Here is a 26640-nt window from a genome sequence, read left to right on the forward strand (position 1 = left end):
GACTTCGCCAACGTCGAGGGCCTGGGGGTGCAGGGCATCGTGGACGGCCACGCCGTGCTCGTCGGCCGGCCCCGCCTGCTGGCCGAGTGGTCCCAGCACCTGCCCGCCGATCTGACCCAGGCGCTGCGCCAGGCGCAGGACACCGGCCGCACCGCGGTCGCGGTCGGCTGGGACGGCCAGGCCCGGGCGGTGCTGGTGGTGGCCGACACGGTCAAACCCACCAGCGCCCAGGCCATCGCCGATCTGCGCGCGCTCGGGCTGACCCCGGTGCTGCTGACCGGCGACAACCAGGCGGTCGCCCGTGCGGTCGCCGCCCAGGTCGGCATCGAGGAGGTGATCGCCGAGGTGCTGCCGGCCGACAAGGTCGACGTGGTGAAGAGGCTGCAGGCCGAGGGCAAGACCGTGGCGATGGTCGGTGACGGGGTCAACGACGCCGCCGCGCTCGCCCAGGCCGACCTCGGCCTCGCCATGGGCACCGGCACCGACGTGGCCATCGAGGCGGCCGATCTGACCCTGGTGCGGGGTGACCTGCGGGTGGCGGCCGACGCGATCCGGCTGTCACGGCGCACGCTGCGCACGATCAAGGGCAACCTGTTCTGGGCGTTCGCCTACAACGTCGCGGCCCTGCCGCTGGCCGCCGCGGGGCTGCTCAACCCCATGATCGCCGGCGCGGCGATGGCGTTCTCCAGCGTCTTCGTCGTCAGCAACAGTCTCAGACTCCGCCGCTTCCGCTGAACCAGCGCGTACGAAGGGCCTCCGGCGACTCGCCCGGAGGCCCTTCCGGATCGGAGTGCGTTATCCACGGCTGGTGAACGGTGTAACCCGATCCCAGCCGGAAAGCTGAAGGCAAGAGCGGAAGAGGGAGCAGGTCATGGATTGGTTGTGGCGCGCGCTGGCGATCGCGGGGTCCATGACCTGGGAGATCCTGTGGGCGCTGATCCTGGGGTTCACCCTGTCGGCGATCGTGCAGGCGGTGGTTCGCCGGGAGGCGATCAGCCGGACACTCGGGGATGACTCCCCCCGAGCCCTGGCTGCGGCGACCGGATTCGGCATGGCCTCCTCGTCGTGCTCCTACGCCTCGGTGGCACTGGCCCGCTCGCTGTTCCGCAAGGGGGCGAGCTTCACCGCGGCGATGACCTTCGAGATCGCCTCAACCAACCTGGTCGTCGAACTGGGCATCATTCTGGCCCTGCTCATGGGCTGGCAGTTCACCCTGGCCGAGTTCGTCGGCGGCCCCATCATGATCGTCCTGCTGGCGGTGCTGTTCCGCGTTTTCCTGCGCCGGCGCCTGGTCGACGACGCGCTCCGTCAGGCCGAGCGGGGCGTCGCGGGGTCGATGGAGGGGCACGCCGCGATGGACATGTCCGTCACCGGACCGGGCTCGTTCTGGCGGCGGCTGACCTCGGCCAAGGGCCTCACCTCGGTGTCGCACATCTTCGTCATGGAATGGGCGGCCATCTGGCGGGACATCGTCGCCGGTCTGCTGATCACCGGGGCGCTGGCCGCCTGGGTGCCGGCGGGCTTCTGGCAGAGCTTCTTCCTGACCGACCATCCGCTGTGGGCCCGCATCTGGGGACCGCTGGTCGGTCCGATCGTCGCAGTCGTCAGCTTCGTCTGCTCTATTGGCAATGTGCCGCTGGCGGCGGTGCTGTGGAACGGCGGAATCAGCTTCGGCGGGGTGGTCGCGTTCATCTTCGCCGACCTGATCATCCTGCCGATCCTGAACATCTACCGGAAGTACTACGGCGTGAAGATGGCCGCCTTCGTCGCCGGCACCTTCTACGCCACCATGGTGCTGGCCGGCTACGCGGTCGAGCTGCTGTTCACACTGCTGGGCCTGGTGCCGGCCCACCGCAACGCCTCCGTGGTGGAGGCCCACATCTCCTGGAACTACACCACCTGGCTCAACATCGCCTTCCTGGTGCCGGCCGCGGTGCTGCTGATCCGGTTCTTCACCACCGGCGGCCTGCCGATGCTGAAGACGATGGGCGGCGGCCCCGACGACACCCAGCACGCCCACGACGCCCACGACGCCCACCACGGCGACCACGGCCACGACGGGCCCGCGCCCGCCGCTCCCGAGGACCGGCACCGCCGCCCCTAGCGTCGGCGCGGTGCCGGATCAGTGGGTCGAGGCGGCCCCGGATGAGGGGAACGCCGGCGCGCCTACACCGGCCTCGGCCCGGAGGGATGAGTGGGGACGACACCGTGACGGCCGGCGCCGGCGGCGAAGCGGGCGGCGCCGGCCATGCCCTCGCGTTCCACGATCGGGACGCCCGCCGCCCCCTCGGCGCGCAACGCCTCGGCCAGGGGCAGGTCCAGGGCGGCGTAGGTGGAGGCCCGGTCGGTCAGGACGCATTCGAAGGGGAACGCCGCGATCTGCCCGGCCAGCTCGCGGGCCGCCTCGACCGCCCGGCCCGGCTCGGCGATCCGGTTGGCCAACCCGATCGCGAGGGCTTCGTCGGCCCGCACCGGACGGCCGGTGAGGATCAGGTCGAGGGCGCGGCCCAGGCCGACGATCCGCGGCAGCCGGACCGTGCCGCCGTCGATGAGCGGCACCCCCCAGCGACGGCAGAACACCCCCAGCACCGCGTCGGACTCGACGATCCGCAGGTCGGCCAGCAGCGCCAGCTCCAGGCCACCCGCGACCGCGTATCCGCTGATCGCGGCGATCAGCGGCTTGCCCAGTCGCATCCGGGTCGGTCCCATCGGGCCGCCGCCGCCTCCCTCGGGATCCAGTTCGTTGCGCCGCTCGGGGTCCCCGACCGCGGTCAGGTCGGCGCCCGCGCAGAAGGTGCCGCCGCTGCCGGCCAGGATCGCCACCCGCTGGTCCTGGTCGGCCTCGAACTCCTCGAACGCCGCCCGCAGTTCCCCGGCCATGGCCCGGTCGACGGCGTTGCGCCGGTCGGGCCGGTCCATCCAGATCGTGGTGATCGGTCCCTCGACCTCCACCCGCACGTCACCCATCACTACTCCCGTCACGTCACGGCCCGCATGGCCCTGCGGTGGAAACGAGACCACGTTAGGTCGCGAGGCCGGGGCTGGCCGGCGCCGACGTCGTCGGGACATCGAACTCGGGTGCAGTGCCAGGTTGCCGCAGCCGGCGCCGGAACGTGCTCGGGGGCCGGAGAGCGGCGTGCTTGTCATGCTTCTCCAAGCGCGCCTACCGACGAAGGGCGGGACCGAACCGGCATCGAATGTTCCCGGTGGAGTTCCCAGATGCCGACTGGTCCGAACAAGTCGGGGACGAGGGCGCGCCATGCCGGGTCGTAGGGCAGCTCTGTCATCGCCACGCATCGGGGCGCCGACCAGCCCGGGAACACCAGAGTGTCGAACCGTAGAGCAGCCGCGGCGGTGGTCCGTACCCTGGCCGCCCCGGTGTGGGACACGACGAGACGGATCGCCGCGAGTCCGTCTGGGCCACCGCCGTCGTGGAGGTGCCGTTGATTCCGAGGTACGGCGGGCAACAGGGCGGCCGGGCGCTGGGGCGGGTTGACCGCCAGGAGATCGGCGTTCATCGGGCGCAGCCGGCTCCAGTCCGCTTCCCACAGGGTCAACCGGGCGCGCGCCTGCGGGCCGAGGACACGCGTGACGTTGGCGGCGGTGTCGGCCAGCGCCTTGGCGTCGTAGTCCTGGGCCACGACGTGCCGAGCTCCCGCCGCCAGCGCGGCCACGGCCACCAGACCGGCCCCGCACCCGGCGTCGATCACCGTCAGATCCTCGCAGTCGTCCATGGTGGCAGCCAGGAACGCCGAGAAAAGCGACGGACGGTGAACGCCGTCGCTCGTCAGGAGGGCGCGCCCGACCTCGGCCCACCGTTCGATATCCACTTAGAGGCCTACCGCGCCGTCGATACCCTGGCGGAGGAGGTCGGCGTGCCCGTTGTGCCGCGCGTACTCCTCCACCATGTGCACCATCACCCATCGCAGCGTGATCGTGCCTCGCCAGGAATCCCTACCGGTCACCTCCAGGCTCTCCGCCGCGGCCACGAAACGGTCGGCGAAGTCGACTTCCTCCTGCCACAGGCGCCAGGCCTCGGAGACCGTCTCGGCAACGGGTGCGGCATCGTCGAAGGCCGCGTCCGCGTGGTCCTCCCTGCTGAAGTGCGGTTCGGCCGCCTGCCCTGCCAGGTCCCGGCGGAACCAGCGGCGCTCGACGTCAGCCAGATGCCGCACCAGGCCCAGCAGGGACAAGCCGGAGAAGGACACCGAACGCCGGGCGAGGGCCTCCGGGTCCAGATCAGAACACTTCAGCCTCAGCGTCTGGCGTTGCCAGCGCAGAAAGGCGGCGAGCATGGCCTTCTCGTCGCCTCCGGTCGGCACGTCGATTCTGGGGTCGGCGCTCTCCTCGACGAACATCTCGGCGAACATCGGCCTTTCAACGGTCATTCAAGTCCTCTATTGAACTCAGCGAAGCCGTCCTGCACGGCTGCGTCGACGGCCGGTTACTCCGTAACGATCACGGAAAGCGCCGAGTACCGCAACAGGCCTTCCTCGCCTGGCGCCGCAGGAAGAAGACCAGCTTCGTCCTTCACACGGATCTGCGCGAGGGGGGTCACCCGTCGCGAGATCCCGCGTGCCGTTGTCGGCGTGCACCGCCCCGGCCGCGGCTGCAGCCCTCACTCCCTTTCGCGGGCGCCCCTGGCCAGGGGCGCCCGCCAGCGGTACCGCATGGCGAGCATGCGGAACGCGAAGGCGAGCACCGCCGAGGACAGGGTGGCGGCGAACCCCCGCACCTCCAGCGCGTACAGCACGGCCATCATCGCCGAGCCGAGCATCGCCGGCACCGCGTAGAGCTCCCGGTCGTAGAGCAGGGTCGGCCTCTCGCCGGACAGGACATCTCTGATGACGCCGCCGCCGACCGCCGTGCAGACCCCGAGGAACACCGCGTGCATCGGCGCGAGGCCGTAGTGCAGCGCCTTGGATGTCCCGACCGCGCAGAACAGGCCGAGGCCCGCCGCGTCGAAGACCAGCACCCCGGGCATCGCCCGCTCGACCTGAGGATGCCAGAAGAATGCGATGACGGCGGCCGCGATCGGCACGAGGAGGTAGCCCGTGTCCCGCAGCGCGGCGGGCTGCACGCCGATGAACAGATCGCGCACGATGCCGCCGCCGACGGCCGTGAAGAACGCGAGCACCGCGATGCCGACCGCGTCGAGCCGTTTGCGTACGCCCTCCAGCGCGCCGGACAGGGCGAATACGAAAATTCCGACAAGGTCGAGCACGGGGGTCACAGACGCTCAGTCTCCCATATATCGGGCGAACCGCCGCGTTCCCGTGATCGCCTTCCTCTCCTGACGTGACATCTGCGGGACGCTGGACCATTTGGATGAGGGTTGCCTTGAGCGAGTGCCGCGCCCGCCGGTGCTGACCTGCGTATGCCCTGCACGTTGGCTCTGTGTGAAGCGAGGCCGGGTAGCGTCGGGAATGTGCCGTCGAGGGCCGGGGGTCCGCACCCCGCCGGAGTGGGGCCCCTGCCGGCGACTTTCCGCCCCGAGACCGGCCGAGGGCGGCAGGGGGGCAGCAGGGGGCGGCAGGTGAACGGGTGTCCTGACACCGGGCGCATCTGGGGCGGTCTGGTGCGCGACCATCATCTGACGCCCCTGGACGATCTGGCGTCCTCCGTCGTCGAGCACGTCAGGCCGCTCGGCTACAGCGAGGTCATGATCTATGTGGCCAGCCTGCGGCCGCTGTATCTCGTGCCGCTGCCGGGGCAGTGCGACGCGTACGGCGAGCCGCTGAACCGCGTCGCCATCGACACGACCCTGGCCGGGCGCGCCTACCGCAACTTGGAGATCGTCCAGGCGCGTCCCGCCGTCGATCCGTACGTCGCCGAAGCCGCGGAACCGCTCGGCAGCGAGGGGCCGCGGCGCCTGTGGGTGCCGATGCTGAACGGCACGGAACGGGTCGGCGTGCTCGGCGTGACCGTGCCCGTGGTCGACGAGGCCACCGAGCAGATCGCGACCGAGCTGGGCGGCCTGGTCGCGCTGCTGGTGGTGAGCAAGCGCGCCTACAGCGACGCCTTCGTGCGGCTGGTGCGCACCGAGGAGATGCACCTGTCGGCCGAGATGCTGTGGAGCCTGCTGCCCATCAGGAACTTCGCGACGGACACGATGACGGTCAGCGCCGCGCTGGAGCCGGCCTACCGCGTCGGCGGGGACGCCTTCGACTACGCCCTCGACGGCGCCACCCTCCACCTCGGAATCTTCGACGCCATGGGGCACGACACCTCCGCCGGGCTGACCGCGGCCATCGCCTTGAGCGCCTACCGCAACAACCGCCGCCGGCGCCGGGTCGGGCTGCTCGAGGTCAGCGACGCGATCGACGAGGCGATCGCTGGGGAGTTCGGCACCTCCCGCTTCGCCACCGGGGTCCTGGCCGATCTGGATCTCCGCACCGGGCGGCTGACCTGGGTGAACCGGGGGCATCCCCCGCCGCTCGTCCTGCGGCAGGGGCGGGTGGCCTCGGAGCTGGACAGCCCGCCGGACACCCCGATGGGCCTGCGCCTGGGTCCGGCCGCCGTGCTCGCGCGGCGCCAGCTCGAGCCCGGCGACCGGCTGTTGTTCTACACCGACGGCGTCGTGGAGGCGCAGACCCCGGACGGGGAGAGGTTCGGACTGGACCGCTTCGCCGACTTCGTCATCCGGAAGGAGATCGACGGCGTCTCCGCTCCGGAGACCCTGCGCCGCCTGGTCCACTCGATCCTCGCCTACCAGCGCGGCCAACTGCAGGACGACGCCACGGTGCTGCTGGTCGAGTGGCGCACCGAGCGGCACTACCTGCTCACGATGTGAGCCGCGCGTACGGCGGCGCTCAGCCGCGCGCGAGCAGCTCCAGCGTGTCGACGACCCGGTTGGAGAAGCCCCACTCGTTGTCGTACCAGGCCACGACCTTGACGTGCCTGCCCTCGACCCGGGTGAGGGCGGCGTCGAAGATCGCCGATGCCGGCTGGCCGGTGATGTCGCTGGAGACCAGCGGCTCGTCGGCGTAATCGAGGATGCCCTTGAGCCTGCCGTCGGCGGCGGCGCGGTAGGCCGCGAGCACCTCGTCGCGGGTGACCTCGCGTGAGACGGCGGTGTTCAGCTCCACGATCGACCCCACCGGGACCGGCACGCGGATCGAGTCGCCCGACAGCTTGCCGTCGAGGTTCGGCAGGACCAGGCCGATGGCCTTGGCGGCCCCGGTGGTGGTGGGCACGATGTTCACGCCGGCCGCGCGGGCGCGGCGCAGGTCGCGGTGCGGGCCGTCCTGCAGGTTCTGCTCCTGGGTGTAGGCGTGCACCGTGGTCATGAAGCCGTGTTCGATGCCGGCCAGGTCGTCCAGCACGGACGCCAGCGGCGCCAGCGCGTTCGTGGTGCAGGAGGCGTTCGAGATGATCACGTGCTCGGCGGGGTCGTAGGCCTCGGTGTTCACGCCGTAGGCGAGCGTGACGTCGGCGCCGTCGGAGGGGGCGCTCACCAGCACGCGCCTGGCGCCCGCGTCGATGTGCGCGCGAGCGGCACGCGCCGCGGTGAAGCGGCCGGTGGACTCCAGCACGATGCCGACGCCGAGCTCGGCCCAGGGCAGCTTGCCGGGCTCGCGTTCGGCGAGCACCGTGATGCGGCGGCCGTCGACCACGAGGTCGGTGCCGTCGACCTCGACGGAGCGGCCGAGGCGGCCGAGCGCGCTGTCGTACCTGAGCAGGTGGGCGAGAGTCTCGGGGGCGGTGAGGTCGTTGACGGCGACCACTTCGAGGTCGCTGTCACGTTCGAGCAGGGCGCGGAGGGTGTTGCGTCCGATGCGGCCGAATCCGTTGACGGCGATGCGAGTCATGGGCGTTCCTTTCGTTCCGCGCTCCATGATCGGCATCCGGACGCCCGGCCGACAGTGGCTCGAACGACAGTGTACGCAAGGATCCGGCCAGAAGTTTCGCCAGCGTGCGCAAGGATCTCGCCACATCCTCCCGCAGGCGGGCGGGCCCGGGAGTTCAGGCCGAGAAGGTGTGGCGGTACTCGGTGGGGGAGGTCCCGAGGATGCGCTGGAAGTGCAGACGCAGGTTGGCGCCGGTGCCGAGCCCGACCCGGTCGGCGATCTGCTCCACGCCCAGGTCGGTGCGTTCGAGCAGCTCGCGTGCCAGGTCCACGCGTGCCCTGAGCACCCACTGCATCGGCGTGTAGCCGGTGTCCTCCACGAACCGCCGGGAGAAGGTGCGTGCCGACACCCGTGCGTGGCGGGCGAGGGTCTCCAGGGTCAGCCGTTCGGACAGGTGCGCCAGGGCCCACTCACGCGTGTTCGCGAACAGGTCGCCGAGCGGCTCGGGGACGCTGCGGGGCACGTACTGCGCCTGACCCCCGCTGCGGTAGGGCGCCGCCACCAGCCGTCTCGCCACGTGGTTGGAGAGCCCGACGCCGTGGTCGCGCCGCACCAGGTGCAGGCACAGGTCGATGCCGGACGCCGCGCCCGCCGACGTCAGCACGTCGCCCTCGTCCACGAACAGCACGTTCTCGTCCACCCGCACGAGCGGATGCTTGCCGGCGAGGGCCTTCGTGTAGTGCCAGTGGGTCGTCGCCCGCTTGCCGTCGAGCAGGCCCGTCGCCGCAAGCGCGAACGCCCCTGTCGAGATGGCCGCGAGCCGGGTTCCGCGCTTGTGGGCGGCCATGAGCGCGCCGACGACCGCGGCCGGCGGTTCCGTGGTCGCCGGCTCTCGATAGCCGGGGATGAACACGGTGTCGGCCTGCTCGAAGGCATCGAGGCCCTCGGCCACGTGATAGGAGAGCCCGTCGCCGCCGGTCACCAGTCCGGGCGCCGCGCCGCACACCCGCACCTCGTACGGCATGCTCGGCCGGTTGGAGAACACCTGCGCCGGGATGCCGACGTCGAGCGGTTTCGCGCCCTCCAACACGAGCACGGCGACGCGATGGTTCTTCCGGCTCATCGGCCTCCTTCGGCTCTCCCGCGGTCCGGCCGCGTCCCCCCGCGCCGTGACCTCGATGACGTCTACCGCAAGCATCCTGCCACCGGGTCCGCGCCATGACGTCATGCAGGCGTGGTGGCGGCGGGCTTGAGGATGGCGGACTTCCTCGCAGCCGTTGACAAAGCATGGTTTTCCTACATAGTTAGTAGGTATAGCCCATTCGAGAGGTATGCGACCACGTGAAATTCCTCGCCATCACCCTCATCGCGCACGGGCCCGACCCGCTGACCGGCGAGACCAGGTCCACCACCGAGCGGTTCCGCGACGTCGTGGACACCGCCGTACTCGCCGAGGAGCTGGGCTTCGACGGCTTCGGAGTGGGAGAGCGGCACGAGCGGCCCTTCATCTCCTCCTCACCGCCGGTGGTGCTCGGCCACATCGCCGCCCGGACCTCCCGCATCCGGCTGTTCACCGCCGTCACCACGCTCAGCCTGCTCGATCCCGTGCGGGCGTACGAGGACTACGCGACGCTCGACCACCTGTCGGGCGGCCGTCTGGAGCTGATCATCGGCAAGGGGAACGGGTCGGCCCAGGCGCGGCTCTTCCACGTCACCTCCGAGGACCAGTGGGACCGCAACCGGGAGGCGTACGAACTGTTCCGCAGGCTCTGGCGGGAGGACAGGGTCACCTGGGAGGGCCGGTTCCGGCCGTCCCTCACCGACGCGGAGACCTGGCCGCGCCCGTTGCAGCGGCCGATCCGGGTCTGGCACGGCAGCGCCACCAGCAAGGACTCGGTCGACCTGGCCGCCCGCTACGGCGACCCGCTGTTCTCGGCGAACGTCACCAACCCCATCGAGCCGTACGCCGAGCTGGTCGACCACTACCGCGAACGCTGGGCGCACTACGGGCACGACCCGGCCGACGCGCTGGTGGGCGCGGGCAGCGCCGGCTTCTACGCGGCGCGCACCTCCCAGGAGGCGATCGCGACCTACCGGCCGGTCTACGACGCCCGCGTCGCGCTGTTCCGCAAGTCGGGTGTGGAGCCGGTCTTCCACTCGCTGGAGGACGCCGTCGAGCGCGGCTCGATCCTCGTCGGCAGCCCGCAGCAGATCGTCGACAAGGTCCTCCGCTACCACGAGCGGCTCGGCCATGAGGTCATGCACATCAGCGCGGACGCCGACGGCCTGACCCGGGGGCAGCACCGGGCGGCGCTGGAGCTGTTCCAAAGCGACATCGCCCCCGTGCTGCGCAAGGAGATCCCGAGCAGGCCGTTCCCCGCCGCCCCCGGGACCAGGCAGGGAGACAGCGCGGCCCCGCAGAGCGCCGCCGCGTCCCATCAGAGCACCACCACGACCCACCAGAGCACCGCCACGAGCACCGGAGTGCCGGCATGAGCGTCCCCCCGCCGACAGCACAGTCCACCGCGCAGCCGGCTAGCACCGCGCAGCCAGTTAGCACAGCGCAGCCGGTAAGCACAGCACGGCCGGGCAGCCGGCCGGTTCCCCTGTCGATCCTCGACCTGTCCCCGATCCCGTCCGGCAGCGGCGCGGGAGACGCGTTGCGCAACAGCATCGACCTCGCTCGCCACGCCGAGCATCTCGGCTACCTCCGCTACTGGGTGGCCGAGCACCACTTCGCGGCCGGCGTCGCGAGCTCGGCCCCGGCGGTGCTCATCGGCCTCATCGCGGCCGCGACGAACCACATCAGGGTGGGCTCAGGAGCCGTGCAGCTCGGCCACCAGACGCCTATCGCGGTGGTCGAGCAGTTCGGCCTGATCGACGCGCTCCATCCCGGCCGGATCGACCTCGGTCTCGGCCGTTCCGGCCAGCGCAGGGCCGAGATCGTGGCGAAGGCCGACCGGTCTCCCGAGGCGGCCCGAACCTCGGAACCCCGCGAGTCCCGGGTGGTGGACGGGCTGCTGATCCCGCGCGCGTTCTCCTTCGCCGAGCTGGCCCGCTCTCCGCAGCTCGCCCTCCAGGCCGCGCTGCTGCAACAGCCGGGCGCGCGGACCCCCGACTTCGCCGAGCAGGTCGACGAGGTCATCGCCTTCCTGGAGGGCGCCTACCGGTCGCCGGACGGGATCGCGGCGCACGCCGTGCCGGGCGAGGGCGCCGAGGTGGAGCTGTGGATCCTCGGCAGCAGCGGCGGGCAGAGCGCGAAGGCGGCGGGGGAGCGCGGCCTGCCGTTCGCCGCCAACTACCACGTCAGCCCGGCGTCGGTGCTTGAGGCCGTGGAGGCCTACCGCGAGGCGTTCACCCCCTCGAAGGCGCTGTCCGAGCCGTACGTCGTCGTCTCCGCGGACGCGGTCGTGGCCGAGGACGACGCGACGGCCAGGGAGCTGGCCAAACCCTACGGCCTCTGGGTGCGCGCCATCCGCACGGGTCAGGGGGCGATCCCCTATCCGACGCCCGAGGAGGCGGACGCGCACGTGTGGAGCGAGGCCGACCGCGAACTGGTGGCCGACCGCGTCGACACCCAGTTCGCGGGCTCCCCGGAGACGGTCGCGGAGCGGCTGCGCGTGCTCCAACGGGTCACGGGCGCCGACGAGCTGCTGGTCACCACCATCACGCACGGGCACGCCGACCGGGTCCGCTCCTACGAGCTGCTCGCGGAGGCGTGGCACGGAAGACGCACGTCAGGGGCGGGATCGTGATCGTCCCCAGCCTTCGCACAGCGGCGCTGCCGGGGGCCGAGGCGTTCCATGCGGGCACAGCAGGAGGACCACGGTGAAGGTCGTCAGGGGCGCGCTGCCCCTCATCCTCGTCGCGGCCCTGGCCGCGTGCGGTTCCCGGACGCCGGAGGCGCAGGCGGGCGGCACCTCTCTCACGTGGGCCGTCGAGACCGAGCCCATCACGTTCAACCCCCATCTGTGGGCGCAGAACAAGGCCAGGCTGCTGGTGTTCAACCAGTTCGACGCGCTCCTCGCGCACGGCGAGGACGGGGCGTTCGTCCCGTGGCTCGCCCGGTCGTGGAAGGTCTCGGACGACGGGCGCACCTACACCCTGGAGTTGCGCGACGACGTCACCTTCCAGGACGGCACGAAGTTCGACGCGGCGGCGGTGAAGGCGAACCTGGACAAGCTGCGCGAGCCCGGCTACAACCCGACGGTCGCCGCCATCCAGTTGCACGCCTTCGACAAGGCCGAGGTGCTCTCGCCCACCACCCTGAAGATCACGCTGAAGGAGCCGGACGGGCTGTTCCTCGACTTCCTCGCCTCGCCGTACGCCGGGCAGGTGTCCCCGAAGTCCCTCCGGGAGGCCAGGGATCTCAAGGCCGGCGGCCCGGACGTGGTCGGCACCGGCCCGTTCGTCCTCGACCGGTACGTGCGCGGCCAGGAGGTCCACTACCGGCGCAACCCCCACTACAACTGGGCGCCGCAGGGCAGCGCCCACCAGGGACCGGCGTACCTCCCGGAGGTCACCTACCGCTTCCTGCCGCAGGCGGCCGTCCGTGTCGGCGCGCTCACGTCCGGGCAGGTCCAGGTCGTCGAGGGCGTCCCGGCCACCGACGTCCAGTCGATCAAGCGGGACTCCGCGCTGTCCTTCCAGTCGGCGCTCAACTCCGGCACGTCGTTCTCCTACTACTTCAACACCTCCCATCCGCCCTTCGACGACAAGCGCGTGCGGCAGGCGTTCCGGGAGGCCGTCGACGTCGACGCCGTGCTGACGTCCGTCTACCAGGGCACCGCCAAGCGGGCCTGGAGCGTCGTCGGCGACACCAGCCCCTTCTACGACCCGTCCCTGGAGAGGACGTACGGCGGGGACGCCGCCAAGGCGAACGCGCTGCTCGACGCGGCGGGCTGGACCGGGCGCGACGCCGAGGGCTACCGGGTCAAGGACGGCAGGCGGCTGACGGTCCGCTCGGTGGCGTCGGCGCCGTTCGTCCGCGACCGCAGGGACATCCTGGCCCAGGCCGTCCAGGCGCAGGTCAAGCAGGCGGCGGGGATCGACTTCCAGGTGAAGATCGTGGACCAGGGCACGGCGCAGAAGGCGCTCGACGACGACGCGTACGAGATCTTCGAGAACTCGCGCGGCGACTCCGACGTCGGGGCCGCGCTCAACCTCATCCTGCCGAAGGGCGGGGCCATCAACCGCACCCACTACGAGGACGCCGACCTCGACGGCTGGCTCGCCGACGCGTCGGCGAGCTCCGACGCCGCCGAGCGGAAAGCCCTGTACGCCAAGGTCCAGCGCAAGGTGGTGGCCGACGAGGCGATCGTCTTCCCCATCTACGTCCCCTCCGACCAGATCGCGGCGAGCAGGAACGTCCAGGGTCTGGGCTTCGACCCCGTCTCCGGCACGCCGCGCGGCGTCTACGACGTGCGGATCGCCGCGTGACGGCGGCGCTACCGGCCCGGCAGCCTGCGACACCGGCACCCGCCGAGCAGCCGCCCGTGACCCGGCCGCCCGCGCGGCGGCGGCTTTCGGCCCTGCGCCCGCCCGCCTGGCTGGGCGCGCCGGTCCGGATGCTCGTCTCGGCGGTCGCCGTGCTGTGGGCGGCCGCCACGACCGCGTACGCCGCCCTGCTGCTGGCGCCGGGCGACACCGTCGACATCCTCGTGGGCGACGGCGCCGACACGCCGGAGATCCGCGCGCAGATCGTCGCCGAGTGGGGTCTGGACCGGCCCGAGGCCGTGCGTTACCTGAGCTACCTCGGCCGCCTGCTGCACGGCGACCTCGGCCGTTCCTACCAGCTGCAGCGCGACGTCGGCGAAGTGCTGGCCGGGCAGGTGGGGCCCACGGTGCGGCTCACCCTGGCGGCCGCCGCGGTCGGCGTGGTGCTGGCACTCGTCCTGGCGGTGGCGACGGCGGGCAGGTCGGTCTGGCCGCGCCGGATCGTCTCCGCCGCCGAGCTGGTGGCGGTGTCGGTGCCGCAGTTCGTGATCGGCATCGTGCTGCTGTTCGTGTTCTCCTTCTCGCTCGGCTGGTTCCCCGTCTCGGGCGCGGCCGACCCGCAGGCGCTCGTCCTTCCCGCGCTCGCGCTCGGCCTCCCCGTCGCCGGCGTGCTCGGCCAGGTGCTCAGAGAGGGCCTGGAACGCGCGCTGGAGCAGCCGTTCGCGGTGACGGCGCGCTCGCGCGGCCTCAGCGAGCGTGCCGTGGTGGCCCGGCACGCGCTGCGGCACGCGCTCCTTCCCGCCGTCACCCTCACCGGCTGGTTCACCGGCGTCCTGCTCGGCGGGGCCGTCATCACCGAGGCCCTCTTCGGCCGCCCGGGGCTCGGCCGGGTGACCATGCAGGCCGTCAGCGCCAAGGACATGCCGGTCGTGATGGCCGTCGTCATCCTGTCCGCGGCGGTGTACGTGACGATCAGCGCCCTGCTCGACCTCGCCTACCGGCTCATCGACCCCCGCCTCAGGAGCGCATGATGGCCGTCGCCGCACCCGCTCTCCGGCCGGGCGCCCGCCCGCGTCCCGGCCTCGTCCTCGCCCTGCTCGTCCTGGCCGTCCTGGTCGCCGCCGTGGCGGCCCCCGGCCTGGTCACCCGGGTCGATCCGCTGGCGGCCGACCCGCTGCGGGCGCTGGCCCCGCCCGGCGCGGGCCATCCGTTCGGCACCGACCACCTCGGCCGCGACGTGTTCGCCCGCGTCGTGTACGGCGCCCGCCACTCGCTCGGCATCGGGGTCCTCGCCACCGCGCTCGCGGTGGGCGCGGGTTCGCTGCTCGGCCTGGCCGCCGGGCTGGCGACCCGCCTGGCCGGTGAGGCGCTGGCCCGCCTGTTCGACGTGCTGTCGACCTTTCCCGAGCTGCTGCTCGCGCTCCTCGTGATCGCGATCACCGGCCCCGGCACGTGGAGCGTCGTCGCCGCGATCGGGATCGCCCAGATCCCCACGTACGCGCGGGTGGTCCGGGCGCAGACGTTCGTCGTGCGCCGCTCCGGCTACGTCGAGCAGGCGGTGACCTTCGGCCACTCGCGGGCTCGCGTCGTCGCCCGGCACGTGCTGCCCAACGTCGTGGGGCCGGTCCCCGTGCTGGCCACGATGGGGCTCGGCCAGGCCGTCATCGCCACATCCGGCCTCAGCTTCCTCGGCATGGGCCCCCAGCCGCCCGCCCCCGAGTGGGGCACCATGCTGGCCGAGTCGCGGGACTACCTGCGCGTCGCCTCGTGGGTGGCATTCTCTCCGGGAGTGGCCCTCACCCTGTCGGTCGTGTGCCTGACGGTCGCCGGGCGGCACCTGCAGCGGCGTTTCGAGGGAAGGACACCATGACAGAGCTCGCGATCATCCGCGCCCACCCGGCGGCCGCCGCTCCTCCGCTCGTCGCGGTGGAGGACCTGCGGGTCTCCTTTCCCGCCTCCGGCGTCGAGGCCGTACGCGGGGTGTCGCTGTCGATCGCGCCGGGGGAGTGCGTCGCCCTGGTCGGCGAGTCGGGATCGGGCAAGAGCGTCACGGCCCGGGCCCTCATCGGCCTGGCGGGTCCGGGCGCGAAGGTGCGGGCGTCGGCCTTCCGCGTCGGCGGCGGGGACGCCCTCACCTTCGGCCCGCGCGAGTGGCGCCGCCTGCGCGGCCGGTTCGCCGGACTGGTCCTGCAGGACGCCCTGGTCTCGCTCGATCCGCTGCGCACCGTGGGGGCCGAGATCACCGAGGTGCTGGCCGAGCATGACGTGGTGCCCCGCCGGGCCCGCCCGGAGCGCGTCCGATCGCTGCTGGAGGCCGTGGGAATCCCGGACCCCGAGGTGCGCGCGCGGCAGCATCCGCACCAGCTCTCCGGCGGGCTGCGGCAACGGGCTCTGATCGCCTCCGCCATCGCCGCGGAGCCGGAGCTCATCATCGCCGACGAGCCCACGACCGCCCTCGACGTGACCGTGCAGGCCCAGATCCTGCGGCTGCTCGCGGACCGGAAAGCGGCCGGGACGGCGCTGCTGATGATCAGCCACGACCTCGCCGTGGTGGCCGCGGTCGCCGACCGCGTCCTGGTCATGAAGGAGGGCCTGGTGGTCGAGGAAGGTCCGGCACGGGAGGTGCTGACGGCTCCGCGGCACGACTACACCCGGGCCCTGCTGGCCGCCGTGCCCTCCGCTTCCGCCGTGCCGCGCCGTCCGGATCGCTCCCACGGGGCCGCCCCGCGTGGTCCCGTGCTCGCCGCCGGGGGGCTGTCGGTCGCGTACGGCTCGCGCAGGGCCGTGGACGACGTCTCCTTCCGCCTGCACGCGGGTGAGACGCTCGGCGTGGTCGGCGAGTCGGGATCGGGCAAGACGACCCTCGCGCGGCTGGCCCTCGGCCTGCTCGCGCCGGACGCGGGTGAGGTGACACTGCGGGGAGGCCCGTGGAGCGGCCTGCCCGAGCGACGGCGGCGCCCCCTCCGCCCGGCCGTCCAGGTGATCGCGCAGAATCCGCTCGACTCCTTCGACCCGCGTCACACGGTGGACCGCCTGGTCGCCGATCCGCTCTCCGCGCTGCCGAGGCGGCGGCGCCGGGAGCGCGCCGCCGAACTGCTGGGCCGGGTCGGGCTGCCGCCCGAACTGCTCGGCCGGCGCCCGCGCGAGCTGTCCGGCGGCCAGCGGCAGCGCGTGGCCATCGCCCGCGCGCTCGCGTCCCGGCCCGAGGTGCTGATCTGCGACGAGCCCGTCTCCGCGCTCGACGTGTCGATCCAGGCCCAGGTGCTCGACCTGCTGGCCGAGATCCAGGCCGAGGACGGGACGGCGCTGCTGTTCATCTCCCACGACCTGGGCGTCGTACGCCATCTGAGCGACCGGGTCCTGGTGATGAAGGACGGCCGTGTGGTGGAGGAGGGGGACGCCGGCGAGGTCTTCCATCACCCCCGGCACCCGTACACCCGGGAGTTGCTCGCGGCGGTGCCCCGGCTCCCCGAGTGAACCGGTGCGGCGAGGGCCAGTGCGGCGAGGGTCAGTGCGGCGAGGGTCGGTCTTCGCGGATGGTGATGCCCTCCAGCACCAGCCGCAGGAACCGCGGGCTGCCGTCTCTGCCGGAGGCGGCCTGCTCGCGCACCCACGCCGCGCCGCTGAGGAGGTCGAACAGCTCCTCGGGTGTGAGGTCGGGCCGCACCCTGCCTGCCGCCTGGGCGGCGCGCAGCAGGTCGGCGCCGCTGCGATGCATCGCAGCGCACATGGCGTGGGAGGGGGTGCCCTCGTCGTACATGCTCCGGGCGAGGATGCCGACCAGGCCGCGGAAGGTGCTGAAGTGCACGACGGCCTCGCGCATCCACTCGGTCAGCGCGGCGAGGGGATCCGGCCCGGCGGCCAGCCGTTCGGCCCGGGCGACGAGGTTCTCCAGGCCGTCGCGGGTGGCGGCCTCCACGAGTGAGGCGCGGGTGGGGAAGTGCCGATACAGGGTGCCGATCGCGACGCCCGCCTGGCTCGCGATGTCCTCCAGCGAGGCGTCGGCGCCTGAGGTCTCGAACGCCTTGCGCGCGGCGGCGAGGATGGCGTCGTAGTTGCGCCGGCCGTCCGCGCGCTTCGGGCGCTGGGCGATGTAGGGCTTGCCGTCCATCGGTACCTCCCGCTTGACATCCTGAGGTTACCTCATCTTGAATCTTGACCATCAAACTGAGGCAGCCTCAGGATAATTCCGTCCCGCTTAACCTGAGGTCGTCTCACCTTATTTGACGGACCGTGGAGGTCTCCATGAGCACAGACAGCACCACCACGGCCGGCGACGTCTCGGCCGGCCTGCCCCGTGAAGGCCGCGACCGTGCGTGGGCGCTCGCGCTCGCGGCGATCGTCGGTGCCGAGTTCATGCTCCAGCTTGACGGCACGATCGTGAACGTCGCGCTCCCGGCCCTGCAGTCCGACCTCGGCCTGTCCGTGGCCGGGGGATCGTGGGTGCCGAACGGGTTCCTCCTCGCCTTCGGCGGGCTCCTGCTGTTCGCCGGCCGCCTCGGCGACGCCCTCGGGCACCGGAGGGTGTTCCTCGCCGGGCTCGGTCTGATCGTGGTGGCGTCGCTGGTCGCCGGCCTCGCGCCGAACGCGGCGGTGCTGCTCGCGGGCCGGGTCCTGCAGGGCGCGGGCGCCGCCATCGCCGGCCCCACCGGCCTGGCGCTGCTCGCGATCGTCTTCCGGGGCGAGCGGCAGCAGCGGGCCTTCGGGCTCTACTCCACGGTGACCGGTCTCGGCGCCTCCGCGGGCATGGTGCTGGGCGGTGTGCTGACCTGGGCGGGGGACTGGCGCTGGAGCCTGCTGGTCAACGTGCCGATCGGGCTGGTCGTGGCCGCGCTCGCCGCCCGGGCACTCGGCGTGCGCGACGAGGCGACCCCGTCCCGCTCGCTCGGCCTGCGCCGTGTTCCTGGCCTGCCCCGTGTTCCTGGCCTGCCCCGTGTTCCTGGCCTGCCCCGTGTTCCTGGCATGCGCAGCGCGCTGCTCAGCACCGCCACACTCGCCGCCGCCGTGTACGGCCTCGTTCACGCCGCAGAGAAGGGCTGGGGCGACCGCTGGACGCCGACCGCACTCGGCGCCGCGGTCGCGCTGGCCGCGGTGCTGCTCCTGGTGGACCGGCGGGCCGCCGAGCCGTTGCTGCCCCTGGCCGTCCTGGCCGGGCGGGAGCGGGCCGGCGCCTTCGCCGGCCTGCTGCTGCTCGCGGCGGTCCTCACCGGCTTCCTGATCTACCTGGTGCAGTATCTCCAGGGGGTGCTTCATCTCGACGCGCTGCGCAGCGGCCTGGCCATCCTGCCGTTCGGCCTGGCGCTGCTCGTCAGCACGCAGATCCTCACCGCCCGCATCGCCGCGGCCGGCCTCAGGACCCGTGCGCTGCTCGGCCTGGCGGTGGTGCTCGCCGGGGCCGCCTGGCTGACCCGTCTCGACGGCGGCAGCGCCTACGCCCCCGATGTGCTTCCGGCCCTCGTCGTCATGGGGCTGGGCGTCGGCGTGGCGATCGTCCCGCTCAACATGATCGTCCTGACCACCGCCCCGGCCGAGTACGCCGGAGTCGCCGCCGGGCTGCTGCAGACCGCGCTCACCATCGGGGGTTCGCTCGGCCTGGCCGCCATGCTGATCCCGCTCGGCGCGAACGGTCTCGCCGAGGGCATCTCGTCGGTGTTCGCCTGGGCCTGCGGCGCGCTGGTCGCCGCCCTGCTCGTCGTGGCCGCCTCCTGGTATCGCCCGGGAGCGCGGGGCTGACGCGCCGCACCGCCCGAGCCGGCCGGCTCGGGCGGTGCGGCCGCTCACGACGCCTTCGCGTAGCGGCCGGCGGGGCGGGCCAGGCCGAGCCGCCCGCGCAGGTCCACCGTGTCGTACGCCGTCCGGAACACGCCCGCGTTCTGCAGGGCGGGCACCAGGGCCCTGGTGATCGCCACCAGGTCGTGAGGCAGCTCTCCCGGCCGGAGGCGGAATCCCTCCAGCCCCGCCTCCCGCCACTCCAGCAGCAGCCCGGCGAGCTCCTCGGGGGTCCCGGTGAAGACGTGGGCGTCCGAGCCGAGCTCGGCGCCGTCGAGGTCGTCCAGCCGGGCCTTCCGGCCGGCCGCGTCGCGGGCGTCGAGGAAGACCACGAGATCCGCGAAGATCCGCAACGGCGGCTCCGTGCGTCCGACGGCCGCCTCCGCCGCCCGGACGCTCTCGACGATCGCGGCGGCGTCCTCCCGGTCGCGTGGCGTGACGTACACGACGTCGGAGGACCGGGCCGCGAACTCGTACGGCAGCGTGTCGTGGGCCAGGGAGGTGACCAGCGGCTGGCCCTGCGGGGAGCGCGGCGTGATCGAGGGGCCCTTCACACTGAACCACTCGCCGCGGAAGTCGATGTAGTGGAGCCTGTCGCGGTCGATGAACCGGCCGGTCGCGACGTCGCGGATCTCGGCGTCGTCCTCCCAGCTGTCCCACAGGCGGCGGACCACCTCGACCGCGTCGGTGGCCTCGGCGAACAGGTCCAGCACGTGCTTGCCGAAGACGGGATCGCGGTCGCGAGAGTAGTCCTGCCGCGGGAACGGGGGACGGCGGCCGAAGTGGGCCACGTGGTCGGGGCGGCCGGAGATCTGGGGCCGCCAGCCGGCCCTGCCGCGGCTGATGTGGTCGAGCGAGGCGATGCCGATCGCGACGTGGAACGGCTCGGTGTGGGTCGTGCCGGCGGTCGGCACGAGGCCGATCCGCGAGGACAGCGGGGCCACCCGCGACGCGATCAGCACCGCGTCGAGCCGCCCGCGCACCTGGTCGAGTCGTCCATCGGGCTCGTTGAGGTGGGAGGACTGGAGGCCGAGCGCGTCCTCGAAGGTGACGAAGTCGAGCAGGCCGCGCTCCGCCTCCGTGACGAGTTCGGCCCAGTAGCCGGGAGTGAACAGCCGGTCCGGCCGCGCGCCTTCGGCCCGCCATGCGGCCGGGTGCCAGCCCGCCCCGTCCAGCGCGACGGCGAGATGCAGGGTCATGAGGTCTCCTCGATGCGGTTCGGAGTGCGGGGGGCGAGGCCGAGGTGGTCGCGGAGGGTGGGCCCGGTGTATTCGGTTCGGAACACGCCCTTCTCCTGCAGCAGGGGGACGACCTTGTCGACCAGGTCGTCCAGCCCGCCGGGAGTCAGGTGGGGCACGAAGATGAAGCCGTCGGCCGCGTCGGTCTGCACGAAGTGATCGATCGCGTCGGCGACCGACAGCGGCGTGCCGATGAAGGTCTGCGGCGCGGAGACCTCGATGGCGAGCTCGCGGATCGACAGGTTCTTCTCCTCGGCGAGGGCGCGCCACTTGGCCACCAGCTCGCCGCGGTCGCGGCGGAACGCCGCGTGGCCCTTGGACACACCCTCGTCCAGGTTCGGCTCGACGTCGGGCAGCGGACCGTCCGGGTCGTATGCCGACAGGTCGCGGCCCCACACGGCCTCCAGGAAGTAGATCGCCGTCTGCGGGCTGACCTGCGCGCGGCGGATCTCGACGGCCCGTTCCGCGGCCTCGGCCTCGGTGTCGCCGAGGACGTACGTCACCGCGGGAAGGATCTTCAGCTCCTCCGGCCGCCGGCCGTAGGCGGCGAGCCTGCGCTTGACGTCCCGGTAGAAGGCGCGGCCCTCCTCCAGCTTGCTGTGCCTGCTGAAGATCACATCGGCCGATGACGCGGCGAACTCGCGGCCCTCGTCCGAGTCTCCGGCCTGGATGATCACCGGGTGGCCCTGCGGGCCCCGCGGCACGTTGAACAGTCCCGAGATGTCGAAGTGCCGGCCCTGGTGCCGGAAGGGGGTGACGCCGCCGGGCCGCAGGAACCGCCCCGACTCCGGATCCGCGGCCACCGCGTCCGATGCCCACGAGTCCCACAACTCCCTGGCGGTCTGCAGGAACTCCTTGGCCCGGGTGTACCGGTCGGCCTCGTCCAGGAAGCCGCCCCGGCGGAAGTTCTCCCCGGTGAAGGCGTCGAAGCTGGTCACCACGTTCCACGCGGCCCGGCCGCCGCTCAGGTGGTCGAGCGTGGCCAGCCGCCGCGCCACCTCGTACGGTTCGTTGAAGGTGGAGTTCACCGTCGCGGCGAGCCCCAGGTGGGTGGTGACGGCGGCCAGGGCGGACAGGACCGTGAGCGACTCCGGGCGTCCCACGACGTCCAGGTCGTGGATGCGTCCCTTCGTCTCGCGCAGCCGCAGTCCTTCCGCCAGGAAGAAGAAGTCGAACTTCCCGCGTTCGGCCGTCTGGGCCAGGTGGCGGAACGAGTCGAAGTCGATCTGACTGCCCGATCCGGGGTCGGACCAGACCGTGGTGTTGTTCACGCCGGGGAAGTGCGCGGCGAGATGGATCTGCTTGGTCACGGGGGACTCCTGACGTCTCGGCCCGGCTTGCGCGGCAAAAACCTATTAAGACAGTAGGGATACAGGGTTTTGTCATCAATCATCCGGCCTTGCGCTCATGCGACCGGTAGGTCGGCGGGCGCCCGGATGGTGGCGAACGTCGTCCGCCGGCGGAGGCGGAAGCCGAGCGCCTCGTACACCCGGATCGCCGTGGTGTTGCTCGCGGCGGCGTGCAGGAACGGGGTCTCGCCGCGGGCGCGGATGCCGGCGGCGACGGCCAGCACCAGTCGCGACGCCAGGCCCTGGCGGCGGAAGGCCGGATCGGTGCAGACCGCGCTGATCTCCGTCCAGCCGGGCGGGTGCAGTCGCTCCCCGGCCATAGCGACCAGGGCGCCGCCGCGGCGGATGCCCAGATAGGTGCCCATCTCGATGGTGCGCGGCCGGAACGGTCCCGGCTGCGTGCGTGCGACGAGGTCCAGCATCTCCGGCACGTCCGCCGCCCGCAGGCGGACCGCCTCGTCGTCGCGTGCGGGGACCACGTCGTCGCCGACCAGTTGCACGCCTGCGCCGTGCGCGACCACCTCCCACCCGTCCGGTGCCGCGGCGGCCTCACCGGTGACCGGGACCGTCGTGCCGGGCCCCGCGAGCGCGGCGAGGTCGCTCCAGTCCGCGGGGCCGGGGCCGTCGGGCAGTGCGAAGAACGGGGAGACGTCATCCGGGTAGCGCAACGCGCCGCCGCGCCGTTCGGCGAAGCGCGCGTGCGGGCCGGTCAGCGACGCCCACACGGGGTTGTCCAAGAGGTGCCGGTCGCTCATCGCGGCTCTCCCCGGGACACGTCGTGGCCGGTGCTCACGCGCCCACCTCCGTGGCCGCCTCGTCGCGGTTGCGGCCGTCGGCGCCGCCACATGCGGGGGACACGCATTCCTTCGGCATCGGACCTCCTGTCACTCGTCCTCATGCGGAGGCATCCTACGCAATAACCTACTAAACAAGTAGGTCTTGACGGTATTGCGATGCCTGTGCTGAAGATAGAGGCGTGTCGGACGCCGCGATCAGCGCGGTCGCCGGGAGGGTTGATCCATGGCTGTCGAGCCCTTCGCGCTCAATTACGTCCACTTACCTCACGCCACGGAGGCACGATGACCGCGCCCGCCGTGCTGGAGGAGGCGGCGGCGGAGTCCGCCGGCTCGCTGACCGTGATCAAGGCGCGTCATCCGGGACGCTGGATCGCCGGCGCCGCGGTGGCGGTGCTGCTGGCGATGGCGGTCAACGCGCTGGTCACCAATCCGGCCTGGGACTGGCCGGTCGTCGGCGCGTACCTGTTCCATCCCTCGGTGCTGCGCGCGGTGCTGTTCACCGTGGAGCTGACCGCGCTCGGCATCGTGCTCGGCTTCCTGCTGGGGACCGTGCTCGCGCTGATGCGGCTGTCCCGTGTCCCGCTGCTCGCGTCGGCGGCCTGGGGCTACGTGTGGCTGTTCCGCTCGGTGCCGCTCATCCTGCAGCTGCTGTTCTGGTACAACCTCGCCGCGCTGTACAAGCAGATCTCGTTCGGGGTGCCGTTCGGGCCCGCGTTCTTCTCCGTCGACTCGATGGACCTGATCGGGCCGGTGACGGCCGCCGCGCTCGGCCTGGCGCTGCACCAGGCGGCGTACGCCGCCGAGATCGTGCGCGGAGGCTTCCTGTCGGTGGACCCGGGCCAGCTGGAGGCGGCGGCCGCGCTCGGCATCCCGAGGGCCAGGCAGATCTTCCGGATCCAGCTTCCGCAGGCCATGCGGTCGATCGTCCCGGCGGCGGGCAACGAGATCATCGGCCTGGTCAAGGGCACCTCGGTCGTCTACATCATGGCGCTGCCCGAGCTGTTCTACCAGGTTCAGGTGATCTACAACCGCAACGGCCGGGTGATCGCGATGCTGCTGGTGGCCGCGATCTGGTATCTCGTCCTCACCACGGTGCTGTCGGCCGCGCAGTACTACGTGGAACGCAGATTCGGCCGGGGCCTCGCGCGGGCCCTGCCGCCCACGCCGCTGCAGCGGGTGCGCGGGATCCTCACCGTACGGCGGGCCGCGCGGCGGCGGCGCCCGGCCGGGGGCGGGCGGCGATGAGCACACCCATGGTCGACGTGCGCGGTGTGCACAAGAGCTACGGCCCGCTGGAGGTCCTGCGCGGGGTGGACCTGCAGGTCCACCCCGGCGAGGTGACGGTGATCATCGGTCCGTCCGGGTCGGGCAAGTCGACGCTGCTGCGCAGCATCAACCACCTGGAGAAGATCGACCGCGGGTACGTCGCCATCGACGGCGAGTTCGTCGGCTACCGGCGGTCCGGAGACCGGCTGTACGAGCTGCGGGAACGCGAGATCCTGCGCCGGCGCACCCAGATCGGCTTCGTCTTCCAGAACTTCCACCTGTTCCCCCATCTCACCGTCAGGGAGAACGTGACCGAGGCCCCGATCTCGGCGCAGGGCCGCCCTCGCGGCCAGGCCGAGGCGCTGGCGACCGAGCTGCTGGCGCAGGTGGGCCTGTCCGACAAGGCCGACGCCTATCCGCGGCAGCTGTCCGGGGGACAGCAGCAACGCGTCGCGATCGCCCGGGCCCTGGCCCTGCGGCCCAAGGTCGTGCTGTTCGACGAGCCCACCTCGGCGCTCGACCCCGAGCTGGTGGGCGAGGTGCTGGAAGTGATGAAAGCCCTCGCCCGCAGCGGCACCACCATGATCGTCGTGACCCACGAGATCGGCTTCGCCCGCGAGGTCGCCGACACCGTGGTCTTCATGGACGCCGGTCAGATCGTCGAGCACGGCCCGCCCCGGCAGGTGCTCGACCGGCCGAGGCACCACCGTACGCGCGCCTTCCTCAGCAAGGTGCTCTGAACCCTGAAGGACGATCGCATGTCACCATCCCGGTTGTCCGTGCTCGGCGTGTCCGCTCTGCTGCTGACCGCCTGTGGCACGGTTCCCGACGACGCGGCCGGCGCCGCCGCGGCGGCCCCGCCCGGCGTCTTGAAGATCGACACGAGTCCGGAGCAGAACCGGATCCGGGCCGAGAAGGTGGAGGTGATCGCCGCCGAGGTGCCCGCCGCGATCCGGGCCAAGGGCGAGTTCCTGATCGGCACCTCCACGTTCGAGCCGCCGCTGTCGTTCGTCGCCGACGACAACGTCACCCCGATCGGGGTGGAGGAGGACATCGCCTCCCTCGTCGCCGACGTGCTCGGCCTGAAGTTGCGCATCGAGGCCACGTCGTGGGAGAACCTGTTCCTCGCGGTGCGGTCCGGCAAGTACACCGCCGGCTTCTCCAACATCACCGTCACCGAGGAGCGCAAGGACGTCTACGACTTCGCCACCTACCGGCTGGACCAGCTGGCATGGGAGGTGCCGAAGGACAGCACGATCACCTCGATCGCCAAGCCGGCCGACGTCGCCGGGCTCAGCGTGGCCGTGGGCTCCGGCACCAACCAGGAGAAGATCCTGCTGGGCTGGGACAAGCAGAACCGCGCAGCCGGGCTGAAGCCCGCCCAGATCCAGTACTACAAGCAGGCGGCCGACACCTACCTGGCGCTCAAGTCCGGCCGGATCCAGGCGTATTTCGCGCCCAACCCCACCTCCGCCTACCACGCCGCGGTGAGCGGCGACACGAAGATCGTGGGCACCTATTCCGGCGCCGGCCCCACGCTCCAGGGGCTCATCGCCGCGATGACGCAGAAGGGCAACGGTCTGGCCAAGCCGATCGCCGACGCCCTCGACGCGCTCATCAAGGACGGCACCTACGCCAAGGTCCTCGCCCGCTGGGGCCTGTCCAACGAGGCCGTCCCCGAATCCCTGGTCAACCCGCCCGGCCTGCCCCGCGAGCAGTAGGCCGTCTCGGCGCCGGCTCACACCGCGCAGCCTTCGCGGGTCCCGGCGGGAGAGGTTCTCAACTCAGCGGCGGGGCGGCGCGGTGCGCGGGGGACCGCGGGGCCGTACCCCAGCCGGATGATCATCTGGATGTGCCCGCGCCGGTGGTGGGGATCGCTGCGGTGGCGCATGTCGCGGAGGTCGAGCGGCTGGTTGAGGAACGAGGCCGAGATGCCGTGGACGGTCGCGGTCAGCAGCAGGCGTTGCAGCGCCTGACCGGCGCGCAGCCAGTCGGCGGGGCCGTCGCCGGCGGTGGTGAGCACGGCAAGTTGGGGACGGGACTCGAAGTGGACCGGCCCGCGCTCCTTGTGCCCCCCGAAGTCCCGGACCGGTGCCGGGTCGTCGGCGCAGCCGGGCCCCCGCACGTAGGACGGCAGGCCGTCGCGGCGGTTTCCGCTCATCGTCCACGCCCGCAGCTCGGCCTGGTAGTCGCCGTCCTTGGCGAGCTCGTCGTCGGCGATGGCGATGTGTTCCAGCAGGTCCGCCGCGGTGTGCCGGTCGAGCATGACCAGGCAGGCCCCCTCGCGGGCGGCCGCGTGACGCAGGTCGGCGAGCACATGCGGAGGAAGCGGCCGTTCGCCGAAGGGTTCGCGGTTGGTCCGGCGCAGGCCGATGCGGTCGTAGAGTTCGCGCGTTCGAACAGAAGCCGGTCCGTACGGCGACACGCGGACGGCGGCCAGGAGCCGTGGCTCCTCCGCGGTGTTGGGCAGGAGCCAGATCAGCGGCCGGTGACCGGCCGTCCGCACGGCGAGCCGGAGGTTGAACAGGGCGGCGCCACAGCTCACGTGCAGCGAGCGACCGCGGGGGTCGCTGACCCGCAGCCGCCGGTCGGGGTCGGTCAGCAGCTCGGCGAACTCCCCGCGGACCGCTTCGAGCCGCCAGGGCTGCGTGTTGAGCACCGAGGGCGCCTGCCCGGCGGCGGTGAGCAGCCGGTGGAACGCGCGTTCTGTGGCGAAGGGAGAGTTCACGGCGCACCTTCTTCAGGGAGGTCTTCTGCGGGGGCTCGCCGTCGTCACGACGGAAGCGAGCCGGGCGGCCGGGCCAAGCCGGTGCCCACCCCCAGGGGGCCGGGGGTGGGCACCGGAGTCTGCTGGGTGAGTATCGGTCTACTTGAGGATCGGGAAGCGGCGGACCAGGGGGGTGGCGGCCCACTGGGTGCCGAGTCCGAGGGTGGTGCCGGCGCCGGTGAGGGTGAGGGCGGCCAGGACGATGGCGTAGACGATGTGCTCGTCCAT

Annotated in this window: 24 protein-coding genes; 13 read left to right on the plus strand and 11 right to left on the minus strand. The window is 72.2% G+C overall.

The genetic code is table 11. The features are described 5' to 3' along the window. Positions 1-735 (plus strand): cation-translocating P-type ATPase (locus tag HHX35_RS41850; RefSeq protein ID WP_182904153.1); only part of this gene is annotated, 735 nt, incomplete at its 5' end. Positions 736-871: 136 nt separating this feature from the next. After that, a complete protein-coding gene (locus HHX35_RS41855; protein ID WP_182904154.1) occupies positions 872-2104 on the plus strand; it encodes a permease in 1233 nt (410 codons plus the stop codon). 62 nt (positions 2105-2166) lie between these two features. Here HHX35_RS41855 and HHX35_RS41860 read toward each other — a convergent pair whose 3' ends face one another. From HHX35_RS41860 to HHX35_RS45010, 4 genes are all read right to left on the minus strand, one after another. Further along, entirely contained in the window at positions 2167-2967 is an 801-nt protein-coding gene (locus HHX35_RS41860) for a crotonase/enoyl-CoA hydratase family protein (protein WP_182904155.1), read from the minus strand. 176 nt (positions 2968-3143) lie between these two features. Continuing rightward, complete coding sequence (locus HHX35_RS41865; RefSeq protein WP_220506529.1) at positions 3144-3830, minus strand: 50S ribosomal protein L11 methyltransferase; 687 nt, start codon at positions 3828-3830, stop codon at positions 3144-3146. After that, the gene (locus HHX35_RS41870) at positions 3831-4388 is read right to left on the minus strand and encodes a DinB family protein (protein WP_220506530.1); all 558 of its coding nucleotides are present in this window, start codon (positions 4386-4388) and stop codon (positions 3831-3833) included. A 230-nt stretch (positions 4389-4618) separates the two neighbouring features. Further along, positions 4619-5233, minus strand: a complete 615-nt coding sequence (locus HHX35_RS45010; RefSeq protein ID WP_182904156.1) for a trimeric intracellular cation channel family protein — start codon at positions 5231-5233, stop codon at positions 4619-4621. A 303-nt stretch (positions 5234-5536) separates the two neighbouring features. Here HHX35_RS45010 and HHX35_RS41880 point away from each other — a divergent pair, with 303 nt between their 5' ends. Next, a complete protein-coding gene (locus tag HHX35_RS41880) occupies positions 5537-6793 on the plus strand; it encodes a SpoIIE family protein phosphatase (protein WP_310739677.1) in 1257 nt (418 codons plus the stop codon). Between the two features lie 19 nt (positions 6794-6812). Here the strand turns inward: HHX35_RS41880 and gap are convergent, their stop codons facing one another. Continuing rightward, positions 6813-7811 carry a type I glyceraldehyde-3-phosphate dehydrogenase gene (gene gap / locus HHX35_RS41885; protein WP_182904158.1) on the minus strand — a complete coding sequence of 333 codons (999 nt, stop codon included), beginning with the start codon at positions 7809-7811 and terminating at the stop codon, positions 6813-6815. A gap of 154 nt (positions 7812-7965) precedes the next feature. Then, complete coding sequence (locus HHX35_RS41890) at positions 7966-8913, minus strand: GlxA family transcriptional regulator (RefSeq protein ID WP_182904159.1); 948 nt, start codon at positions 8911-8913, stop codon at positions 7966-7968. Positions 8914-9131: 218 nt separating this feature from the next. On the opposite strand from HHX35_RS41890, the gene HHX35_RS41895 reads away from it, so the two are divergent. The 6 genes from HHX35_RS41895 to HHX35_RS41920 all read left to right on the plus strand — a co-directional run bounded on the left by HHX35_RS41895 (position 9132) and on the right by HHX35_RS41920 (position 16703). After that, entirely contained in the window at positions 9132-10286 is a 1155-nt protein-coding gene (locus tag HHX35_RS41895; RefSeq protein WP_182904160.1) for an LLM class flavin-dependent oxidoreductase, read from the plus strand. Then, positions 10283-11545: an LLM class flavin-dependent oxidoreductase gene (locus tag HHX35_RS41900; RefSeq protein WP_182904161.1), complete on the plus strand. Its 1263-nt coding sequence runs from the start codon at positions 10283-10285 to the stop codon at positions 11543-11545. Before HHX35_RS41895 ends, HHX35_RS41900 begins: the two co-directional genes overlap by 4 nt. 73 nt (positions 11546-11618) lie before the next feature. Further along, on the plus strand, positions 11619-13229 hold the full coding sequence (locus HHX35_RS41905) for an ABC transporter substrate-binding protein (protein WP_182904162.1): 1611 nt from the start codon (positions 11619-11621) through the stop codon (positions 13227-13229). A gap of 56 nt (positions 13230-13285) precedes the next feature. Continuing rightward, positions 13286-14257, plus strand: a complete 972-nt coding sequence (locus HHX35_RS41910; RefSeq protein ID WP_310739678.1) for an ABC transporter permease — start codon at positions 13286-13288, stop codon at positions 14255-14257. Then, entirely contained in the window at positions 14254-15096 is an 843-nt protein-coding gene (locus HHX35_RS41915; RefSeq protein WP_182904163.1) for an ABC transporter permease, read from the plus strand. Before HHX35_RS41910 ends, HHX35_RS41915 begins: the two co-directional genes overlap by 4 nt. After that, positions 15093-16703, plus strand: a complete 1611-nt coding sequence (locus HHX35_RS41920; protein ID WP_182904164.1) for an ABC transporter ATP-binding protein — start codon at positions 15093-15095, stop codon at positions 16701-16703. Before HHX35_RS41915 ends, HHX35_RS41920 begins: the two co-directional genes overlap by 4 nt. A gap of 31 nt (positions 16704-16734) precedes the next feature. On the opposite strand, the gene HHX35_RS41925 is transcribed toward HHX35_RS41920, so the two are convergent. Further along, on the minus strand, positions 16735-17337 hold the full coding sequence (locus tag HHX35_RS41925; RefSeq protein ID WP_182904165.1) for a TetR/AcrR family transcriptional regulator: 603 nt from the start codon (positions 17335-17337) through the stop codon (positions 16735-16737). A gap of 134 nt (positions 17338-17471) precedes the next feature. On the opposite strand from HHX35_RS41925, the gene HHX35_RS41930 reads away from it, so the two are divergent. Further along, positions 17472-18959 carry an MFS transporter gene (locus tag HHX35_RS41930; RefSeq protein WP_182904166.1) on the plus strand — a complete coding sequence of 496 codons (1488 nt, stop codon included), beginning with the start codon at positions 17472-17474 and terminating at the stop codon, positions 18957-18959. A gap of 44 nt (positions 18960-19003) precedes the next feature. Here HHX35_RS41930 and HHX35_RS41935 read toward each other — a convergent pair whose 3' ends face one another. The 3 genes from HHX35_RS41935 to HHX35_RS41945 form a co-directional block, all read right to left on the minus strand. Beyond that, positions 19004-20194 (minus strand): LLM class flavin-dependent oxidoreductase, encoded by a 1191-nt coding sequence (locus tag HHX35_RS41935; RefSeq protein WP_182904167.1) that lies wholly within the window; start codon positions 20192-20194, stop codon positions 19004-19006. Beyond that, positions 20191-21543 (minus strand): NtaA/DmoA family FMN-dependent monooxygenase, encoded by a 1353-nt coding sequence (locus HHX35_RS41940; RefSeq protein ID WP_310739680.1) that lies wholly within the window; start codon positions 21541-21543, stop codon positions 20191-20193. Before HHX35_RS41940 ends, HHX35_RS41935 begins: the two co-directional genes overlap by 4 nt. Before the next feature lie 95 nt (positions 21544-21638). Beyond that, positions 21639-22337: a GNAT family N-acetyltransferase gene (locus HHX35_RS41945; protein WP_182904168.1), complete on the minus strand. Its 699-nt coding sequence runs from the start codon at positions 22335-22337 to the stop codon at positions 21639-21641. A gap of 324 nt (positions 22338-22661) precedes the next feature. Here HHX35_RS41945 and HHX35_RS41950 point away from each other — a divergent pair, with 324 nt between their 5' ends. From HHX35_RS41950 to HHX35_RS41960, 3 genes are read left to right on the plus strand one after another with little or no spacing between them, the layout of a single operon-like run. Then, positions 22662-23624: an amino acid ABC transporter permease gene (locus HHX35_RS41950; protein WP_182904169.1), complete on the plus strand. Its 963-nt coding sequence runs from the start codon at positions 22662-22664 to the stop codon at positions 23622-23624. Continuing rightward, positions 23621-24385 carry an amino acid ABC transporter ATP-binding protein gene (locus HHX35_RS41955; RefSeq protein WP_285786349.1) on the plus strand — a complete coding sequence of 255 codons (765 nt, stop codon included), beginning with the start codon at positions 23621-23623 and terminating at the stop codon, positions 24383-24385. The genes HHX35_RS41950 and HHX35_RS41955 overlap by 4 nt, the downstream gene beginning before the upstream one ends. Before the next feature lie 18 nt (positions 24386-24403). Next, positions 24404-25366 (plus strand): ABC transporter substrate-binding protein, encoded by a 963-nt coding sequence (locus HHX35_RS41960; protein ID WP_182904170.1) that lies wholly within the window; start codon positions 24404-24406, stop codon positions 25364-25366. A gap of 17 nt (positions 25367-25383) precedes the next feature. Here the strand turns inward: HHX35_RS41960 and HHX35_RS41965 are convergent, their stop codons facing one another. Further along, the gene (locus HHX35_RS41965) at positions 25384-26373 is read right to left on the minus strand and encodes an Acg family FMN-binding oxidoreductase (protein WP_182904171.1); all 990 of its coding nucleotides are present in this window, start codon (positions 26371-26373) and stop codon (positions 25384-25386) included. Positions 26374-26640 lie beyond the last annotated feature (267 nt).

Origin of the sequence: Microbispora sp. H10830, from assembly GCF_014161375.1 — a bacterium.
GTDB lineage: Bacteria > Actinomycetota > Actinomycetes > Streptosporangiales > Streptosporangiaceae > Microbispora > Microbispora catharanthi.